At 56.4% G+C, this 19,865-nt stretch carries 18 protein-coding genes and 1 pseudogene; 1 reads left to right on the top strand and 18 read right to left on the bottom strand.

The genetic code is table 11. The features are described 5' to 3' along the window. Positions 1-32: 32 nt before the first annotated feature. From D9K61_RS19910 to D9K61_RS19855, 12 genes are all read right to left on the bottom strand, one after another. Complete coding sequence (locus tag D9K61_RS19910; RefSeq protein WP_120634948.1) at positions 33-2,300, bottom strand: PAS-domain containing protein; 2,268 nt, start codon at positions 2,298-2,300, stop codon at positions 33-35. 2 nt (positions 2,301-2,302) lie between these two features. Further along, positions 2,303-3,460 carry an FIST N-terminal domain-containing protein gene (locus D9K61_RS19905; RefSeq protein ID WP_120634947.1) on the bottom strand — a complete coding sequence of 386 codons (1,158 nt, stop codon included), beginning with the start codon at positions 3,458-3,460 and terminating at the stop codon, positions 2,303-2,305. 9 nt (positions 3,461-3,469) lie between these two features. Next, a complete protein-coding gene (locus D9K61_RS19900; RefSeq protein ID WP_120634946.1) occupies positions 3,470-4,189 on the bottom strand; it encodes a response regulator transcription factor in 720 nt (239 codons plus the stop codon). A gap of 100 nt (positions 4,190-4,289) precedes the next feature. Beyond that, entirely contained in the window at positions 4,290-5,489 is a 1,200-nt protein-coding gene (locus D9K61_RS19895) for a BatD family protein (RefSeq protein ID WP_120634945.1), read from the bottom strand. Then, positions 5,486-6,160 (bottom strand): hypothetical protein, encoded by a 675-nt coding sequence (locus tag D9K61_RS19890; protein WP_120634944.1) that lies wholly within the window; start codon positions 6,158-6,160, stop codon positions 5,486-5,488. The genes D9K61_RS19895 and D9K61_RS19890 overlap by 4 nt, the downstream gene beginning before the upstream one ends. Next, positions 6,157-7,056, bottom strand: coding sequence for a VWA domain-containing protein (locus D9K61_RS19885; RefSeq protein ID WP_120635049.1), 900 nt, complete (start codon positions 7,054-7,056; stop codon positions 6,157-6,159). Before D9K61_RS19885 ends, D9K61_RS19890 begins: the two co-directional genes overlap by 4 nt. After that, entirely contained in the window at positions 7,053-8,015 is a 963-nt protein-coding gene (locus tag D9K61_RS19880) for a VWA domain-containing protein (protein WP_120634943.1), read from the bottom strand. The genes D9K61_RS19885 and D9K61_RS19880 overlap by 4 nt, the downstream gene beginning before the upstream one ends. Beyond that, complete coding sequence (locus D9K61_RS19875) at positions 8,008-8,379, bottom strand: hypothetical protein (RefSeq protein ID WP_120634942.1); 372 nt, start codon at positions 8,377-8,379, stop codon at positions 8,008-8,010. The genes D9K61_RS19880 and D9K61_RS19875 overlap by 8 nt, the downstream gene beginning before the upstream one ends. Further along, positions 8,376-9,353, bottom strand: a complete 978-nt coding sequence (locus D9K61_RS19870; protein ID WP_120634941.1) for a DUF58 domain-containing protein — start codon at positions 9,351-9,353, stop codon at positions 8,376-8,378. Before D9K61_RS19870 ends, D9K61_RS19875 begins: the two co-directional genes overlap by 4 nt. Next, entirely contained in the window at positions 9,278-10,234 is a 957-nt protein-coding gene (locus D9K61_RS19865) for a MoxR family ATPase (RefSeq protein WP_120635048.1), read from the bottom strand. Before D9K61_RS19865 ends, D9K61_RS19870 begins: the two co-directional genes overlap by 76 nt. Before the next feature lie 86 nt (positions 10,235-10,320). Continuing rightward, positions 10,321-11,247 carry a hypothetical protein gene (locus D9K61_RS19860; protein WP_120634940.1) on the bottom strand — a complete coding sequence of 309 codons (927 nt, stop codon included), beginning with the start codon at positions 11,245-11,247 and terminating at the stop codon, positions 10,321-10,323. Positions 11,248-11,363: 116 nt separating this feature from the next. Beyond that, complete coding sequence (locus D9K61_RS19855) at positions 11,364-11,960, bottom strand: hypothetical protein (RefSeq protein WP_162946976.1); 597 nt, start codon at positions 11,958-11,960, stop codon at positions 11,364-11,366. A gap of 245 nt (positions 11,961-12,205) precedes the next feature. On the opposite strand from D9K61_RS19855, the gene D9K61_RS19850 reads away from it, so the two are divergent. Continuing rightward, positions 12,206-12,895: a GntR family transcriptional regulator gene (locus D9K61_RS19850; RefSeq protein WP_120635047.1), complete on the top strand. Its 690-nt coding sequence runs from the start codon at positions 12,206-12,208 to the stop codon at positions 12,893-12,895. Here D9K61_RS19850 and D9K61_RS19845 read toward each other — a convergent pair. From D9K61_RS19845 to D9K61_RS19820, 6 genes and pseudogenes are all read right to left on the bottom strand, one after another. Then, positions 12,890-13,844: pseudogene (locus D9K61_RS19845) on the bottom strand (ABC transporter ATP-binding protein). The gene D9K61_RS19850 and the pseudogene D9K61_RS19845 overlap by 6 nt on opposite strands. After that, positions 13,841-14,818: an ABC transporter ATP-binding protein gene (locus D9K61_RS19840; RefSeq protein WP_120634938.1), complete on the bottom strand. Its 978-nt coding sequence runs from the start codon at positions 14,816-14,818 to the stop codon at positions 13,841-13,843. Before D9K61_RS19840 ends, D9K61_RS19845 begins: the two are co-directional and overlap by 4 nt. Before the next feature lie 4 nt (positions 14,819-14,822). Further along, positions 14,823-15,725 carry an ABC transporter permease subunit gene (locus tag D9K61_RS19835; RefSeq protein WP_162946975.1) on the bottom strand — a complete coding sequence of 301 codons (903 nt, stop codon included), beginning with the start codon at positions 15,723-15,725 and terminating at the stop codon, positions 14,823-14,825. Continuing rightward, positions 15,725-16,732, bottom strand: a complete 1,008-nt coding sequence (locus tag D9K61_RS19830; protein ID WP_120634936.1) for an ABC transporter permease subunit — start codon at positions 16,730-16,732, stop codon at positions 15,725-15,727. The genes D9K61_RS19835 and D9K61_RS19830 overlap by 1 nt, the downstream gene beginning before the upstream one ends. Further along, positions 16,732-17,826, bottom strand: coding sequence for a Xaa-Pro peptidase family protein (locus tag D9K61_RS19825; protein ID WP_120634935.1), 1,095 nt, complete (start codon positions 17,824-17,826; stop codon positions 16,732-16,734). The genes D9K61_RS19830 and D9K61_RS19825 overlap by 1 nt, the downstream gene beginning before the upstream one ends. 65 nt (positions 17,827-17,891) lie before the next feature. Continuing rightward, complete coding sequence (locus D9K61_RS19820; protein WP_120634934.1) at positions 17,892-19,475, bottom strand: ABC transporter substrate-binding protein; 1,584 nt, start codon at positions 19,473-19,475, stop codon at positions 17,892-17,894. Between the last annotated feature and the right edge of the window lie 390 nt (positions 19,476-19,865).

The following is a 19,865-nucleotide window of genomic DNA, read 5'->3' as shown; positions in this document are numbered from 1 at the left end:
AGTCTCTACCTCCCTGTTGTGAGAGTACGTCCTTAACCGCCTGAGTCACCGCCGACTTTTGTCGGTGTCGAGGCCATACCTGTCAGGTCACGATGCACTTTCCAGACAATCAGCGACCGCAATCGCGACAGTTTAACGGGTTTGGTCATGACTGACACGTCATGCCTTAACCCTGCATGGCGCAGGTTTTCGCTCCGATCTGCAGTAATCAGAATGGCCGGAACGTGGGTGTGAGTTCTCTCTCGGATCTGGCGTATGGCGTTGACGCCCGTATCGCCATCATCAAGCTGATAATCGGCAAGAATAATATCTGGTGGCATTCCCATGTCGGTCACAAACCGCATAGCTTCTTCGGTGGATTGGGCCGGCAGAACGCTTGCGCCGTTTTGTTCCAGCCAGAGCGTCGTACCGAACAGCACGTCCTTATCGTTTTCGATGACAAGAACGATGTGATCCAAGGGCATGTCATCTGTATGCGGCGGCAGGTCCAGCGGCTCGATCGCACCCCGGTCCGCCTCTACCCTGTCCATTTCAATACTGAACACCGATCCAACGCCCGGTTTTGACCGCAACGACAGTTTGTGACCCAACAGGCGACACGCCCGATCCACGACCGACAGCCCAAGCCCCATACCGGATCCAAACGGCACATTGTCGGCCCGGGTAAATTCCTCAAACACACGCGCCTGATCTTTTCGGGCGATGCCAATGCCAGTATCCCAGACCTGAACGACAATCTTGTCACCGCGACGACGACAGCCCACAAGCACCCTGCCGCCAGGCTCGGTATATTGAATGGCGTTCACCACCAGGTTCTGGATTGAGCGCAGCAGATAAACGGAATCTGAGTGCACGAATTCCGAGCAAGATACGACATCCAGCCGCACGTTGTTTTTTTCCGCAACCAGTGCTTGGTCGCCATGAATGCCTGCGATCACCGAGGCCAGGCTGACACTGGTGGGTGAAACCGTATCAGGATCGGCCGTTTCCAGACGCGAGATATCAAGCAGTGAATGCAACAGCTGTTCAGCCGACCCAAAAGCGCCATCCAGACGATCCATCATTTCATGCAGATCGGTATCCCGGGTAATTTCCATCAGTGTCGAGATCATCAGCTTGGCTGCATTGATCGGTTGCAAAAGGTCATGGCTGGCGGCAGCCAGAAACCGGGTTTTTGACGAAACCGCCGCTTCGGCGCGCTCTTTGGCGACCCGTAAAGCTTCTTCGACGCGGGCCTTTTCTTCGTATTCGCGGATCAGTTTTTCATTGGCCCGCGTCAATTCGGCCGTGCGTTCCATAACACGGTTTTCCAGCGTCTGGGTTGCGCGCGCCTCAAGCGTAACATCCTTCAACTCAACAAGAAAACCACCGTCCGGCAGCTGGTTGGCCTGAATGTCCAGAACACGATCAGCCCCGTCACGGACGCGTTTGCGCAACCAACCTCTGCTTTTGAGCTCGTGCTGCCACTTCCCAACCTTCAGTTCATCATCCGCCTTGATCAGACCCCGGGCGCGCATCAGGTCCAGAAGGTTCTGCACCGGCATGCGGGGGCGTAACAACGGGTGCGGCAAGTTCAGAATTTCGCGAAACCGTGCATTGTGCATCATGATCTCGGTGTCTGCAGAAAATGTGCAAAGGCCCGAGCTCATGTTCTGAAAAACCGCCTGAAGATAGTCTTCCTGACGGTCGATCAGGGTTTCTTTTTCGTCGCGGTTGCGACGCACGACCGAAGTAATATCAGTTAGCAGAATGACGACATTTTCGGTCGATGTGTATTGAGCGCTCAGCTTGTACCAGCGGTCACCCAATAGCTCGATCACCTCGCTGGACACAACGCCGGTATGGCAATTGCTGAGGAGCGTATCCAGCATGTCAGACACTCCTCGATCCGATGATACAAATTGCCCGCTGTTTTGGACCAAGGTGAAAAACTGCCCCAGATCCAGACCTGGTGACACAAGTTCCGGAACATCCGGAAAGATAGTTTGAAACAGATCGTTACACAGGTTCAAGTGACCGTCTGTGAACAGTGCAAACCCTTCTTCCATTGACGACAGGGCTTTGACCAGGCTTTTGCGGGTTTGCTCTCGTTCATACCGGGCGCTTTCCAGTTCGGTCGTCGCCCGTTCCAGATCCCGGCTTTGCTCCATGACCCGTTGCCGCAATTCGATCGCGGACTGAAAGGCACGGAACGCTGATGGGCCTACATCCTTCTGGCGGTTGGCGCGTCGCACCAGCGCGTCAATGATCTTGGCCTGTTTGGCAATCTGAAGTTCGGCGGGATCTTCAGCATTCAGCATAGTCAGCTCAGGTCCCGCTTTTCGGGTTCAAAAAAGGCAACACCCACAAATGTCTGATTCATGTGAACACCGGTTTGCTGTTCGCCATATGTATTGAAGCCAATCACACGTCTTGACTGCAAGACATCGGAAACCTGCCTGCTTAGCTGCTTTTGTTCGATTTCCAATTTGCGCAGTACACAGTCAAATCCAAGGATAAAATCTGGCGAGTTTCCGGAAGAATCATGAATATCCAGCCCAGCCTCGAGTGTCTCAATGATCTCTTTGCCGCGGCCAAGGGTCATGATCAGACCGTCATCAATCGCAGCCATGAAGGACAAAGCACAGCCATCCGTCACTTCGCGGATCGCACGCACGTAGTAGTTGAGGTTCTGACGCAGCAACATGGGATTTTCCGCAAAAACCTGCGGCGATAGCTGATCCGGTGGACACCCGACAAGCCGCGCGTATTCCAATGCAGCAGGCGTACCGTTGATTTCATAGACCAGCCGTTCTTCGGGGTCAGCATCTGTAATTATGATCTCCGACCCGATTGGCAAGAAGTGATCAAACCCGATGCCCTGAAAATGCAGGTTGGTTTCGACCAGCAATAATACGGCGGCATTGGTGCGCGCCTTGCCTCCGTGCAAGACAAACGTCTCTTCGTATTGCAGCCCGTCGCCAGCAGACCCACCAAAAATCGGCAAACCGTCCAGAACGGTTTCCAGCGTGGATACCAGCAAATCTTCCTGTTTGGACAACCCATCCGAAAACATCAGTGCCAGTCGGTTCCAACCTGCGGTATGGCGAAACTTATCCGCTTGTCGTTGCGCTTGTGCCGCGATTTCGGTGGAGTTCAGTGGCTTGATGTTTTCGAAAAGGATTGATGAGCATCGGAAATTTGCCTTCGGAAAAGAAAGCAACAACAGCGCATCAGATTCGTACCCGTTTTCCGTAATCTGCCCTGCGGTGGTGCAGCCGAACACCGGCACTCCGGCTAGCTTCCCATTCAAACAATGGGTTACCGCAGCCGGATCAAGTCCATTGGGAACAAAAGCCAACACGAAACAGGACAGGTTGCTGTCGAAATCTGCACAAGCTTCGTTGACGGCGGCACTCGGATCCGAGGCCTGAGAGCGGCCGATACCGATACTTTGTGGTCCGTGCTTCAGATCTCGCATTGGCAGCCCCTAATGTTGCAGAAAGGTTTTCACCTCCGGTTCATGTCGTGTCTGCCGCGCCAGAACCGAGTCGACCAAAACGGCGGCCTGGGTTCTGTTGCGAACACCAAGTCGGCGCAACAAGGCAGTGATATGGGCCTTGACGGTAGCTTCGGCCAGCGTCAGCTCGTAAGCGATCTGCTTGTTCGACTTGCCAACACAAATGAGTTTCAGGATGCGCACCTGCTGCGGCGTCAGAGTCGAGAGTTCTGGGCTTGATTTGTACACGCAGCTTTCCGGCGAGGTCACCTCATCAACGCGGCTGTATTCAGCGGGTACATATCTGCGCCCTGCGGCAATCTCGCTAACGACGAATTTCAGCGTTTGCGCCGAAGCGTCCTTGGGCAAAAAACCCATCGCACCATGGTCAATCAGCGAACGCACCAGCTCGCTAGAGGCAAGGGAGGAAATCACCAGCACTGGCGCAGCAGGCCAACGTTGCCGCAGTTGCTGGAACCCGGAAATGCCTGTCACATCAGGCAGCTTCAGATCGAACATGATCAGGTCCGGTTTGAACCCGCTGCTCAGCACTTCAAAGGTCTGTTTCAGAGTTTTGGCTTTTTCAATGCGGCAGTTCTCAAAACTCAACTGCAGCGCGGCCGCAAGTGCGTCGCCATAAAGCGGATGATCATCCACGATCAAAACGCTGGACACACCGTCCACCGTTTTGGGGTCTCCCACCGAATACATTTCTTCTCCTCCGCAGGGAAAGGTACAGCAATTCTGTACCGTTTCAACTGTTTCACGAAGAAACCGGATGCCAGCAGGTCGTTGTAACTTCAAAACTTGTTTACCGTTGCGGCCTCGCACGCAGGAATTGATGCGCAAAGCTCGTTAGATTGGGTTCATCGGATTTGGGGTCGAAGTAGTGACGGTCGAAATCCGTGATCAGCTTCAGCCGCTGTGATGTCAGACCATCGCGTCGGGTCATCGCTGCCGCCGTCTGACGCAACCCAGCGGCCTGGCCCTTTGTCGCAAATCGACGCAACCGACGTGCCAAGGGGTCGAACATGCCAAAGCGTGCTAAAGCGCCAAAACCCGTCACCTTACGACCAGACAAACCCAACCCAACGCCCAAGACAAACACCACAACCGCCAGTAACGTGGCCGGCCAGCCGGGTAATCGAGTTTCGGGCAGCGGAGCTGCCGTCTGAGACGCCGCATTTTTGGCCTTTCCGCTGACCGAACCATAGGCAATCCGTTGCGCGGTGATGGTGACCGCCCTTTCTTCGCGCGCAATTGTGTCAAAGTAACTGAAGTGCAAAGGCTCCACGATGCTGGACGTGTCGTTGGTTGGCCGAATGGTCCACCGCCAAAAAGCGTAGGTGACTGGGCCTTCCGGGGTCAGCTCTACCAGCCGTTTCTCGGGATGCGCAAAGATCATGGCCGAAGGTGATCGCAAGTCTGGCATAGGTGGGATCATTTCGGGCGTAGCGCCCAATGCCTCCAGGCGGACAACTCGCAAAACGCCTTCGCCGGGTGACAGTTGATCTGGTGCATTGGACCACTGGTCCGAAACCTTCAGGTTTCGCACCGGAAACCACCAGTCTGTTGTTGCCGGGGCCTGCGAAACTTCGAGGGTTAGAGGTTCCGATTGGATTTCATGTTCGAACCAATCATCACTTTCGTCTGTCAGGGTCAGCATATGCTTGAACGGCCCAATCGTCAGCGATCCCGACCGCACGGGATAGATCGCCATACGCCTGGTGAGCACTTTGAACTTCCGACCATTGATCCGTTCTTCGGACCAGCTATCCGGACCAAGCTGCGCCCAGCTAAAGCCATCAAAATCGGGCTGAATCAGCTGTTCTCTTGTGATGTGCCGGCGGTAAACGCCGCGGATGGTCAACAAGATCATCTCGCGCGCGAAACGAGGTTCTGTGTTGTCTTCTATCGACACTTCAATCGACAGCTCGGACGGAAGTACTGTTTTTGACTGCGCCAGCGCGTCCAAGGGCATTATCATACAGACCAGGACCATCCACTTCATAGCGGATCCTCCGGCTCAGGGGGTGACAAACCCAGTTTCTCACGGCGCTTATGTTCCTGCGCAATCCTGGCTGCCATGAATTCACCCGGCACATCCGACAACTGGTTCAGCCAACGCTCGTCTGCGACCATAAACTTGTCATCAAAAATCCGACGCACGCCCAGGCGCCCGCGACTGTCCAGCTCTGCCAGCCCGAGCATCGTGTTGGAGTTGGTCACATCGCTGCCGGTTCCTGCCGCGCGTGCATCCCCGCGCGCAATGAAACTGTCGGCCGTGGGGCCTTCCTTTCGCTCAGGAAACAACCCGAGCGCAGCCGGGTCGATCTGCAGACCGGCATAGTATGCGGCCACCACATCGAAATTTGCCTGCGCGTCAGGGTCACCTGACTGTATGGCCTGATCGTAGGCTTCAAGCCCCGCCGCAATACGACCGCCATGCACCTCGGCGTTGCCCAAATTATAAAGATCGCCCGCCTCTTTGAAAGCCAAAGCAGCAGCATCGAAATCCTGGGCACGATACAACGCCACGCCCTGCCAGTCTGGGTCCTGAAACACCCGCGCGGCAACTGTGTTGACCCCAAGCGCCAGAGCAACCCGTCCGAAGGGCGCCGCACCACCCAAGACGTAGGCCAACAAGATCAGCACCGCACCAAAGATGGCGCACCATTTCATGGCTGATCCCTCCAGAACAAAAACAGCAGCGGGAACAGCGCCAGTACAAGCAGATATCGCCCCAGATCGTGCCAGAACAGAACCGGATAGTCGGCTTTCTCAAGCCGTGTCGAGGTATCATCGGACAGCCACCGCCCCAGATCATCCGTCTGGTCTAACGTGAATACGGCTCCGCCACCTGCCTTGGAATGGGTGTCCGCCTGCGCATCATTCTCGTCCAACATGACCAGGGAAACCCGCGCTCCGCGCTCTGCCAGCGCAGCGGATTGCTGCAGTGACGCGGGACCCAGGCCCGCGCCATCAGTAAATAGCACCACGTCACCGGCCAGTATGCCCGCCTCTTCAATCCGTTGCCGGGCCAGAGCCAGAGCCCGCTCGGGACGCGAACCTTTGTCGGGCACGGTTTCCGCACTGATCAACGAAAAGGTTTGCCCCAATTGCCGGTGATCCGTCGTCATGTCAGTTGCTACATAGGCGTCACCACCGAAGACAATGATCCCGCCGGGTCGGGACCCCAGTGCGCCCACCCCAAACCGGCCCATGGTCAACATCTGCGGCCAGCGATCATCGTCGGTCACACTCGCGGACGCATCTACCAAAAACAAAACGCCATCCAGGTTGCGATACGTCTGGGCATCGCGTCGTTCAACAGCCGGACCCGCCAGAGCGATCAGAAAAATCCCTGCCGCCGCCAAAAACGCAATCGGAGCCAAAGAGATAGAGGACCCTTCAATCCGTCCGATGGCCGCCATTGCTTTCATAAGCGCCGGATCTGTCACTTTGTCCCAATTCCCAAAACCCGGGACACGGGACAGGACCCACCACGCCATAGCAGCCAATCCCGGCAACAAGATCAGCCACAATGGTCGCAGCAGGGTGACATCCCAATCGTTCATGCCACTTGCCTCCATATTGCCAGCAAGGCCAATGCGGCGGCCAGTGCGGCGGACCAGGTCCAGTAGTCACGGTAGATCTCGGCAGACAGACCAGCACTGTCGGTGGCTTCCAACCGATCCAGTGCTTGCGTTACGGCGACCAGATTATCGGTTGTCTTAACCCTAAAACTCTCGCCATCTGACACCTGCGCAATTGCACGCAAAGTCGTAGCATCCACAACGCCGCGCTCTCCGACCTCGGCGCTTTCCAAATCCTTGGGGCCTAGCGCAATGGTGTGAACACGCACGCCCATAGTTGCGGCCATTTCTGCCACGCCACGGGGGTTGGTCGCCCCGGCATTGTTGACCCCGTCCGACAGCAAGATCACAACCCGTGACGCCGCTTGACTGTCGTCCAATCGTTTCAGCGCCAAGCCAAGGCCATCCGAGATATTCGTTGCCCGTCCCGAAATGCCGATGCTGGCCTCTTCGATCCGGCGCGCCACGGCTTCGGTATCAAAGGTGAAAGGAGTCGCATAATACGCCTCGGACCCGAACACGATCAACGCTACCCGGTCGCCGCCTCTGCGCCGGGCAAAATCGGCACCTACTGTTGTTACAGCTTCAAGCCGGGTAATTGGCTGCCCATCAAGAAAAAAGTCGTCACGCACCATCGACCCGGATAAATCCAACACGATGGCCAAATCCCGGCCCGACACTTTCAAGGCGCTGACCGGTGTCAACTCACGAGGGCCAGACAGGGCGAAAACCGTCAGAGCCCAGATGCCCCAAAGCATCAACCTGTCCAGGACGATAGCGCGGCGCGGGTCTCGCCTTGGGCTGGCTTCAATCAACATCCCCCCGATGCGATCAGGCACCGGAAATCCTCGCTCCAATACAGGCCGTTGTGTCAGGATACGCGCGATCAACCAAGGTAAGGGCAGCAACACCAGCACCAGTGGATCGGCCAGTTCAAACACGGCGCGCGACCTCCTCCTCTAGCTGGTTCAGCTTTGGCCCGCCATCAGGGCGGTATAAGTCACCTTTCAGCGCCGCGTAACACTCAGCATCTTGCTGGCGCAATTTGTGCAAAAGGGCGATCCTGCGACGCGCCTCGGTCCATTCCGACATTTCAGGGTGTGCGTCACCGCTTTCGATTGTTTGATCCAGCTGGCGCTCGACGCTCAGTAAGCGCAAAACGGCCACCACACACATGGCGGCCAGCGCGGCCATACCCGCCGCCAAGGCCAGTTCCGCCAAAACCCCGCCAGCGGCATCCGGGGGCAAGCGAATGTCCCTGAGGCTGGCCAGCATTGTGGCTTCGGACAGTGCCGTTTCGCTCATGCCGCATATCTTTCCGAGAAGGCCGCCGAAATACGACGCCCCGTTGTGTCAACGGGATCGCTTGCATTCAGAACCAATGCCGGATGGGCAGCGATCTGTTGGTAGATATCGCTGTCTTCCGGCTGGGTTCCGTCCAGATAAACGCGCTTTTGCTGGCCATCGGAAAACCGTATCGGATACCAACCCCGCGGCATTTCGTGGGTCTTGCGCTCGGTGATTAGAACAAGCCGCGGGCTGCGGCGATGCGCAAGCTGATCCAGACGATCCGAAAGGCCTCCACCGGGCTGATCAAATCCCGAAGCGATGATGATTTCGGAACCAGGCGGTGTCAGGCGTTCTGCACTGCTCAGCGCCTGTTCCAATGTGCGGCCTTCGTCCAGCCCGGCCTGCACGGCCACCATGCTGCTGGCATGCGCCTGAACCAAGCCGCCTATTACGTCCAGCATGCCTCGGGTTCTACCGCGTGGTGGGATTATGACAGGCGTATCCGCGGTGATTGCCAACAAGCCAACGCGCCCGCCGCTTTCGATCAGATGCCAGCCGATCAGAACCAACGCTTCGGCCGCTGCAACCGAAAGAAAGGCCCTTTGCAGGCCCCAAAACATGGGCGCGCGAAAGTCGGCGACCAGCAAGGACACCCTGTCTCGTTCCTCTTGGAACTGGCGGATATGCAGGCGCCCGGTCCGCGCGGTCGTGCCACGGTCGAGATGGCGTATGTCGTCGCCGGCAACGTATTCCCTGACATCTGCGACCTCGACGCCCTGCCCTCGTTTGCGGGTCAGGAACCCTCCGGGCAAGGCCGCGACAGGTGGCTTCGCGTAGGCCGACAACGCGACGCGACGCAGGCCAATCAAAGCCTCGGAAGACAGGCTTACGCCCGCATGTGACAAAACCTCGGTCACAACGGTTCGACCGTGTTCAGGATATCCGCCACCAGTTCGCGCGGTTTGCGACCATCCGCGACGGCCCGCCATGTCAGGACCATCCTGTGCGCCAAAGCATCCGGTGCGACGGCTGCCACATCCTCGGGCATAGCATAGTCGCGACCCCTTAGATATGCCCGCGCCCGCGCCGCCGAGGCCAGCGCCAGCGATCCACGCGGGGAAACAGCGTGTTCGACATGATCGGCCAAAGGACCTTCACGTGTCGCAGTGACGAGCCGCACGATATAGTCCCGCAGCTCTGGCGCCAGATGGACAGCGCGGGCCTCTGCACGCGCCAGACGCAGCTGGTCCAGTGTCATGCGCTGGATGCCCGGCGGGCCGTCCTGAGTTTCGGCGATCACCAGATCCAGAATCTGACGCTCGGTTTCCAGATCCGGCAAGCTCAGGACCACGTGCAAAAGGAACCGGTCCAATTGAGCTTCTGGCAGCGGGAATGTTCCGTCATGCTCGATGGGATTCTGAGTGGCAATGACCAGAAAGGGATCCGGCAGCGGATGCGTTTCATTTCCAACGGTGACTTGATGTTCGGCCATAGCCTCCAGCAAGGCCGACTGTACTTTCGGCGGCGCCCGGTTGATCTCATCGACCAGAACCAAAGTGTGAAACACCGGCCCCGCAACAAATTCAAACCGCCCATCCTGAGGCTGATACACCGGTGTCCCCGTTACGTCTGACGGCATCAGATCGGGGGTACATTGGATGCGGGCAAAGCTGCCCTCAACGGCGTTTGACAACCACTTGACTGCGCGGGTTTTGGCCAGTCCCGGCGGGCCTTCGACCAGCAAGTGGCCCCCTTCCAGTAGGGCAATCAGCAGGCATTCGACCAGATGTTCATGCCCGACCAACCCTTGCGCAAGATATTCGGACAACCCAGCGACAGCGCGCGGCGGGTTCTCAGGTCTGGTGTCCATTTGTCCTCCCTGCGACCGGTTGTGGGCCGCGTTGCCCATAAACAGGCTAACCGGAGCGTCCTTCCAGCAAAATATACCCGATGGTATTACCTTTGAACCTGAATGGACTTTGCACAGCCCTCGTCGAGAAGAACGGAAAACTGCGGATCCGCCAGCGTTGAATCGGTCTGCGCCCACAAATGATCGTACTGGCGGTCGATGTAGTCGATGAAGCCCGGTTCGATGGTCTGATCCACGGGCGCCTGCGCAACAGCGTGCAACATGAACACGTCAAACGCGCACAGACCTTCGGGGTTCGAATTCAACAAGGCCCGCATAAAGTCATGCGAACTCCATTGGAATCTGTGCAGGTTCACTGGCGTCTCCTGCAGTTTTGACAGGTACCCGGCCGCTTTGTCGTAAAGGAGTATGTCCATCCCGAACGTGTAAGATTGGAACAATTCTTCGATAAGGATCGACTTGTGAAACGCTGTCTCCAACAGGTTGGGACGACCATGAGCGGGTTGTTTGACCACAATATGTGTCCCCTGCCCCCGACGACCAAAAAAGGTTTGTGCCATGGCCGGCGACGTCACTATATAGCTGCGTCCGCGGGGCAAACCGAGCTGGTGAATTTCGCTGAGCCAGTCCAAATCCAACGACACCTCGCGGTTCGGAGGATATCCGGAATACAAACGCAGAACCACAGTTCTGCCTGTTCCACAGTTTCGCGCGGCCTGACCTGCGTATCGCATAGGTGCGGGATAGCCAAAGCTGTGCTTCAGCAACGCGCGAAACGCGTTCAGAATGGCCAATGTCTGTGGATGCGGCGGTTCACCCACCAGACACAGTGAGGCCCCGGCAAGATCCCGGCCATTGATATGAACCGGCATGGCCATATCGCGGCCCACCATCGTGGACCGAAGCTCGTACCCCCAACCGCGTTGGGCAAGTTCAATATAGTCACGCTTTTCCGCGTGACCTGCCCCTGCGAGAGACATAGTGACGAGCAACAGAACAATAAGACGCCGCATGCAAATCCTCTTGGACAGGAAAGCTAGCGCGCATGATCAATGACGTCCATTCACAAAGCCACATTGGATGACTGTGCGATGCGTTCCGATACGGGTCCGCACAGTCATCCGATCATCTAAGGCCCGACCCGTTGATGCGTAATGTCTGCATCAATAACGCAGGGCGATGACGTACCCAACTGCTTGGCAAGTGCGCGTGAAAATGACACTGTCACAATTGCCTTCTGCAGGATTTTGACGTCATTAAGCACGAAGGTTTCAATTTCGGTCGTGCTGGTCACGCTCCCGAACGGAGAGCGTTCTGTTTCGACCATGGTGCCGGACCAAAAATTCAACCCACGTCTGGCCCAGTTCACGTCGGTTTCCCAAGCGGTGTTGAACTGTCGAAGATCAAAAGGCGCGCTGAACGCAACAGGCTGGGAGTATAACATCTCCTCCTGCGGCTCTGCTTCTATTTCCGCGCGTATTTCAGCGGTACAGCCGGAAACTTCGCGGACCTGAGAATGCCCCTGCCACGTTCCGGTCTGCGGTATGATATCGCCAGCGGAAGCGCGCTGCGCCGAGGCGATACCAATTGCCAAAAGCATCGCCAGGAATAGCAACATCGTCTTTCTTGACGTCATATCAAAACTGGCGCGCAGCTTTCTGCGCCTAAAAATCAATTGTCTGTTGTTTTGACTCTGCGGCATTTGTTCAAAACCTTTTTTGCTCAATTCAATCTGTGTGTCGTTGCCTGCACGACCACTGCAGCACTACACGAATTTCTGGATTTGGGTGTCTCTTCCCGTCGGCGAGAACAAAAAAGACATGTCCGCGACGACCTGACAGGACACCCGAGCCGTAGATTGCGACAGGATTGACCGGCGATCCGCTGGTTCAAGAGTTGGCAAAGGTCTTGGAAAACGAAGTTAAAATTTGTATTCTGGATACAAGTAAAAGCAGGTCTCAGAACGTCAAAATGTCAAGTAAACGCGCAATTCCCAGACAAAGCCTGCCCGACGTCATTGCCGATGATCTTCGTGAACGGATTCTGGCCGGTGAGTTGATTGAAGGGGAAACGATCCGTCAGGAAGCGCTGGCCGTCGACTACGACGTATCCCGCATGCCCATTCGCGAAGCATTGAAACGGCTGGACGCGGAAGGTCTTGTGCAACTGACCAACAATCGCGGCGCATCGGTAACCAAACGATCCTTGTCCGAAATCGGAGAAATTTTTGATCTGCGCGTTCTGTTGGAAGTGGATCTGTTCAAATCCGCGATCCCCAATATGACAACACGAGATTTCGACCGATGCGCGCATCTTCTGGGCGAAATGGAACACTCGTATGACGCGGATGATGTCGGGCGCTGGGGTGCTCTGAACTATGAATACCACTCGGCGCTTTATGCTGCCGCCGACCGGCGGTTGACCAACGAAATTCTACAGCGGGTCAACCTTCAGTCCGATCGCTATGTCCGGATGCACCTCAGCGTGATGGAGCAACGAGAGCCAGCGAAAGCAGATCATCGTCAGCTATTGTTGCTGGCACAGGCCGGGCGAGTCGACGATGCTTGTGATTTGCTGACACGGCACATCCAACGTACCAAGGATCAACTGCTGGAAATGGTTGTCGCCAAACGTGGCGGCCGACAATCCGTTTCCCTATGATAAGGGATACAGGCACGCGACCTGATGCGTCGTGCCGCTTAGCTCGGGCGGTGCAGCACGGCACTCGTCCGTGGCCAGCCAGCACCTTTGGGCAAAAGCACAGCCCTTTGGAACATTCATCGGCGACGGCAATTCACCCTCCAGCTTGATCCGATCTTTCTTGGCGTCCGGGTCTGCCCGTGGAGTGGTGGACAACAGTGCCTTGGAATATGGATGTCGAGGGGCCGCAAACAAATCTTCTTTCGCAGCTTTTTCCACCGCGCGGCCCAGATACATGACAATCACATCATCGGCAAAATGCTTCACCACGGACAGGTCATGGGAAATGAACAGGTAAGCCAGATTCAGCCGCTCCTGCAATTCCACCAACAGGTTCAAAATCTGCGACTGGATCGAAACATCCAGAGCCGAGACAGGTTCGTCCAAAACCAAAACTTTTGGGTTCAGCATCAACGCACGCGCGATGGCGATCCGCTGCCGCTGACCACCCGAGAACATATGTGGATAGCGGTCATAATGTTCTGGGCGCAGGCCAACCAATTCCAACATCTCACGCGCGCGCCTCGCGATCATCTGCTGTCATCTCAGGGCGGTTGATGATCAAAGGTTCCTGCAGAATCTGCCCGATCCGTTGGCGCGGGTTCAGTGAACCATAGGGGTCCTGAAACACGATCTGCACAGTTTCACGCATATCGCTCCATTTTGATGGGGTGATGTCGACCCCATCTATGGTCAGACTGCCCGAAGTCGGCTCTTCGATCATTGTCACCAACCGCGCAAGCGTGGATTTACCACAGCCGGATTCACCAACAATCGCCAGTGTTTTGCCCGGCTGAAGATCGAAATCGACGCCTGACAACGCCTTTACTGTGGCCGGTTTCGACAGCAGCCCGCTTTTGACCGTATAGAACCGGGCCAAGGCAGTCGCTTGTACGATAGGTGCACTCATGCCAATTCTCCGGCTGCTATCTTTTCGACGTGGTGGCAGCGCGCCTTACCAAAGTCTTCGCCATGCGGAACAGGCGGCGTTTCTACACAGGTTTCGTCGGCGAACCTGCATCGTGGCCCGAACAGGCAGCCCTTGGGCCGGTCAAACTGACCTGGTACAACGCCCGGAATGGTCGGCAACAGCTTTGACGTGGCCCGTTCCGGCAATGCGCTGAGCAAAGCGGATGTATACGGATGGCGCGGCGTGCGGAACAGGTCTCTGACGGTCTGCTCCTCGACTTTTTGACCTGCATATTGGACCTGCACGCGCTCTGCCGTTTCAGCAACCACACCCATGTCGTGAGTAATCAGAACCAGGCCCATACCCTGTTCATCGCGCAGCCGAACCAGCAGATCCAGAATCTGCGCCTGAATGGTCACATCCAGCGCTGTTGTAGGTTCATCCGCGATCAGCAGCTTGGGTTTACAGGCAATGGCCATGGCGATCATTACGCGCTGGTTCATGCCGCCTGACATCTGATGCGGAAATGTATTCAGACGGCTTTCCGGCGCAGGAATACCAACCTGATCGAACAGCTCAATTGCGCGTTGATTCCGGTCTTTTCGGTTCAGACCCAAGTGAATGCGCAGGGCTTCCTTGATTTGGAACCCAACCGTGAAACAGGGATTGAGCGATGACATCGGTTCCTGAAAGATCATCGCCATTTCTTTGCCGATGATCTTGCGCCGCTCTTTTGCTGAGATTTGCGACAGGTCGCGCCCCTCAAAACTCATCTCATCTGCGGTGATGGTGGCGGTCCAGGGCAATAGACCCATCATAGCCAGCATAGACACGGATTTGCCCGAGCCACTTTCGCCAACGATGGCCAGCAATTCGCCTTTGTTGACAGACAGGTCGACCCCATCCACTGCACGGAATTCCCCGGAAGCAGTGGCAAATTCAACCGAAAGGTTTCGGATCTCCAAAAGGCTCATGCAATCAGCTCCGCTTCAGTTTCGGGTCCAGCGCATCGCGCAGCCCGTCGCCCATCAGATTGATGGCAAGCACCGTGACCAGGATGGCCAGACCGGGGAAGGTCACCACCCACCAGGCGCGCAGAATAAACTCGCGCGCTTCGGCCAGCATCGTGCCCCATTCCGGTGTGGGCGGTTGCGCGCCCATACCCAGAAAGCCAAGTGCGGCCGCATCCAGAATGGCTGTGGAAAAGGACAGGGCCGCCTGCACGATGATCGGCGCCAGACAATTCGGTAGCACTGTGATGAACATCAACCGCGATCTTCCGGCACCTGCAACCCGCGCCGAGGTGACATAGTCCTTCTGCCGTTCAGCTAGAACCGACGCGCGGGTCAGACGCACGTAATGCGGTTGAAACACGATGGCGATGGCGATCATCGCATTGGTCAGCGACGGGCCAAGGATGGCAACCAGCACCAAAGCCAGCAACAGGGACGGGAAGGCGAGAATGATGTCCATGACGCGCATGATCAGCGTATCGACCCATTTGGGTGCGAAGCCGGACAACAAGCCGACGATCACACCACCCGACACGGCCACAACCACCACGACAATCCCGACAAAGAAGGAATAACGCGAGCCCATGATCAGACGAGACAGCATGTCCCGACCCAACGGATCTGTGCCCAGTGGGAACGCCCAGCTGCCACCTTCTTGCCACACCGGCGGCTGCAGAATGTGAGTCCGAAACTGCTCGGTTGGGTCATATGGGGCCAACAGCGGCGCAAAGGCTGCGCAGAAGACAAAGGCGGCAAAGACCCACAGGCCAATCACAGCACCACGATTTTCGCTGAAGTAAAACCAGAACTCGCGCAGCGCGCTGGGGCGGTTTTCGGTCTTGGGTGCGTTCGCAGATAGTTCAGCCATCACCGCCTCCGGATTTTCGGGTTGATGATGCCGTAAAGAACATCGACCAACAGGTTCACCAGCATGACGATCACTGCAATCATCAGCAGACCGCCCTGCACCACCGGGTAGTCCCGGCGGAAAATACTATCCACCATCCACTTGCCGATCCCCGGCCAACTAAAGATGGTTTCGGTCAGGATTGCCCCGGCCAGCAATGTGCCAACTGACAGGCCAATAACCGTAATGACCGGGATCAGTGCATTGCGCAGCGCGTGCAGCCCGTTGATCCGCGTTGGCGACAGGCCTTTCGCACGGGCTGTTCGGATATAATCCTCTCCCAAAACTTCAAGCATGGCGGACCGGGTCTGACGCGCAATGACGGCCAGAGGAATGGTGCCAAGAACAATCGTGGGCAATATCAAGTGCCGAACGGCAGATTGAAACGCGCCTGCCTGACCTGACAACAAACTGTCGATCAGCATGAAGCCCGTGACACTTGGGAAGTAGTACAACAGATCAATCCGACCTGAGACCGGCGTCCAGCCCAGATTGCCGGAAAACACGATGATCAGCAGCAGTGCCCACCAGAAGATTGGCATGGAATATCCAATCAGCGCCGATGACATCAGCGCCCGGTCAAAGAACTTGCCGCGATTCACTGCCGCGATCACACCTGCAGGCAACCCCAAAGCCACCGCGAAAATCATCGCGCAGATCGACAGCTCCAGTGTTGCCGGGAACAGCGCGAAGAATTCGTCCCAAACCGGTTTCTTGGTGACAAAGCTTTCGCCCAGATCACCCTGCATGACACCGGTTAGATAGTCCCAGTATTGTTGCAGAACGGGTTTGTCGAAGCCCAGCTTTTTGACCATTTCCTGATAGCGTTCTTCGGTCATCCCGCGTTCACCGGCCATCACGATAATCGGGTCACCGGGCAGCACGCGGATGAACATGAAAGAAATCAGGGTCACCCCGAGGAACGTCGGAATGAACATGCCCAATCGGGATATGAAATAGCCAAACATCAGCGACCTATGATTCTGAGATCTTTGGGAAAGCTGGTCAGAGACCGGCAACCATCCTCGGTTACCAATACATCATCTTCGATGCGAATGCCGAAGTTTCCCAGATCATAAAGACCCGGCTCGTTCGTCCAGACCATGCCGGCGCGGATAACCTGATCGTTCCCACGCATGATATACGGGGCCTCGTGCACATCGCGGCCCAGCCCGTGGCCTGTTTTGGTGCGGATGCGATCGGCGTAGGGCGACGCTTCGAGTACGCTGATCACAGCGTCATCGATGTCATGGGCGGTAACGCCAGGGCGGCAGATCTCAAACCCGACCTGATTGGCCCGCAATACGATGTCATACACCGCCCTGCCCTCATCCGAGGCTTCGCCAACAAAAAACGTGCGCGTGATATCCGCCGCAAATCCATGCTTGCGCGCGCCAAAGTCAAACAGCAGCGCATCGCCAGCCTGTATCTTGTAGTCTGACCGGGCTTTGCCATGCGGTTGTGCCGAGTTATCACCAGCCGCGACAATCGGCGAAAAGGCGAGTGACGAGGCGCCTTCGGCGAACAGCGCCTGTATTAGCGCCTGCTCAATTTCTTTTTCCGTCTGACCGATGCGCACATCAGCAACGACCCGCTCCAAAGCGCGCTCTGAGATATCAATGGCGGCCTGCAAGGCTGCAATGTCATCTTCGGTTTTGATGATCCTTAGACCGGAAATCTCACGTTCCGCATCGACGATCTGCAGATCCGGCAGGGCCTTTGTCAGCGCGTTGGACACAAACACGCGCATGACTTGACCTTCGACGGCCAGTGTTGCCAACGGCAAGTGTGCGGCAAGCTTTGCAAAGGCGCCATCATAGCCAGATTGATCACGCCAATCGAAGACTGCGCCGTCAAAGCCGACCAGGTCCCAGGACCCTAGTTCAAGATTAGGAACAATTGCGGCTGGTTTGCCCGAAGCGGGGATCACGAGCACAAAGGGGCGCTCGTGGCTCATGAAAGCGTGGCCGATAGCACGGGTGAAATTCGGGCCGGGCACAAGGGCCACGGCATCGACTGACATGTCCTTTGCCAGTTGGCGGTACTCGGACAAATCTGGCATTCAGACTATTCTCCAAAAGAAACCGGAGCCGCCAGTTGAGGCGGCTCCGGCCAGTGAGTGGTGGGTTATTCGACGCTTACACCGTAGAAGATGTGACCGCCCAAGGGATGAACCTTGTAGCCTTTGACCTTGTTGCTCATCGGCATGTACACGACCGAGTGTGCGATCGTTGCCCAAGGCGCCTGGTCTTTGAAGACAACCTGAGCGTCTTCGTAAAGCTTGGCGCGTTCAGCCTGGTCCGTGGATTGCTTAGCCTTGAGGATCAGATCCTCGAACGGCTGATGGCACCATTGTGCGCGGTTCGACGCTTCGCGTCCGTCACACCCCAGCAGAACCGCCAGGAAGTTGTCCGGATCGCCATTGTCACCAGTCCAGCCCAAAAGAACTGCGCCATCACGGTTCAGTTCTTTCGAACGCGACAGGTATTCGCCCCATTCGTACGACACGATCTCGACATCGACGCCGACCTTGGCATAGTCAGCCTGGATCAGTTCCGCCATACGACGCGCGTTCGGGTTGTACGGACGCTGTACCGGCATCGCCCAGACCTTCATCTTCAGGTCTTTGACGCCTTCGGCTTCGAGCATCGCTTTGGCTGCTTCGGGATCATAGGCGTCATCAACGATTGCTTCGTTATAGCCCCACATGGTCGGCGGAATTGGGTTCTTGGCAACTTGACCCGAGCCCTGGAAAACCACATCGATGATCGCGTTTTTGTCGATCGCCATGTTCAGCGCTTTACGCACCTTCGGATTGTCGAACGGCGCCATGGTGGTGTTATACGCAAGGTAGCCAACGTTCAGGCCTTCCTGCTCCATCATGTTGATGTCGGCATCATCCTGCATCGCCTGAATATCGGCTGGGTTCGGATACGGCATGATGTGGCATTCGCCCGCTTTCAGCTTTTGATAGCGCACCGATGCATCCGGCGTGATCGCAAAGATCAGGTTGTCCACTTGGGCCGGGGCGCTCCAGTAGTCACCATTGTTGGCGTACCGGATAACGGCGTCCTTCTGGTAGGCCAGGAATGAGAACGGACCCGTTCCGATCGGCGCTGTGTTCAGCTTTTCAGGTGTACCTGCTTCCATCATCGCATCGGCGTATTCAGCCGACAGGATCGAGGCAAAGTCCATCGCCATGTTGGCAACGAACGGAGCTTCAGGTTTGGACAGTGTGAATTTCACCGTGTAGTCGTCGACTTTCTCGATAGACTCCACCAGATCAGGCATGCCCATGCTTTGGAAGTATTCCCAGGTTCCACCTGACACCTGATTATAGGCGTGGGCTTCGTCTTTCTGACGCATAAACGAAAAGATCACATCATCCGCGTTGAAATCACGAGACGGGGTGAACTCGTCATTCGAATGGAATTTGACACCCTGACGCAGCTTGAATGTGTATTCCAGACCATCATCGCTGGCTTCAACGCTTTCCGCCAGTCCGGGGATCACGTTTGTCGTTCCGGTTTCAAACTCCAGAAGGCGATTGTAGATCGGGTGCGAAGACGCATCGAACGTCGTACCTGCGGTGAACAGCGCGGGGTCAAAGCCTTCCGGCGACCCTTCTGAACAATACACCAGCGTATTTGCCTGTGCGGCAAACCCGGTGAGTGCTGCAACTGCCGTGGCAGCCAACATTGTAAACTTCATTGGTTCCTCCCGTTTTATAGGTCCAAGCCCTGATCCACGACCGGTTCATACGGTCCTTGCGGTGTATGCGGGCAATGATTCAGTTCGGACTCTGCGTTTTGTATCCAAAATACGTTATCCATTGTCAACTCGTTTGCTACTCCCCTTACGTGTTTGCCAAAACATTCGCGTAGACGAGGCACTCCTCGCAGCTCAGAACCTACGGTCTTGTTGCTGTCAGTTTGGCTATGTGGCTTTGGCCAGTTGCAGCAGATGAAAACTTGGCTAACCCGGCCCCGAAGGTCGGAGATCCCAACAAGCTTCACGGCAGCAATCTGCGGGTATTCATACGGTGTTCAGATGTGGCCCAAGTATGCACACTGCATCCGGATTCACCAAGCTGGATTACCG

Source organism: Ruegeria sp. EL01, from assembly GCF_900313035.1.
Lineage (GTDB): Bacteria > Pseudomonadota > Alphaproteobacteria > Rhodobacterales > Rhodobacteraceae > Ruegeria.
This window is presented reverse-complemented; position numbering and strand designations above follow the sequence as displayed.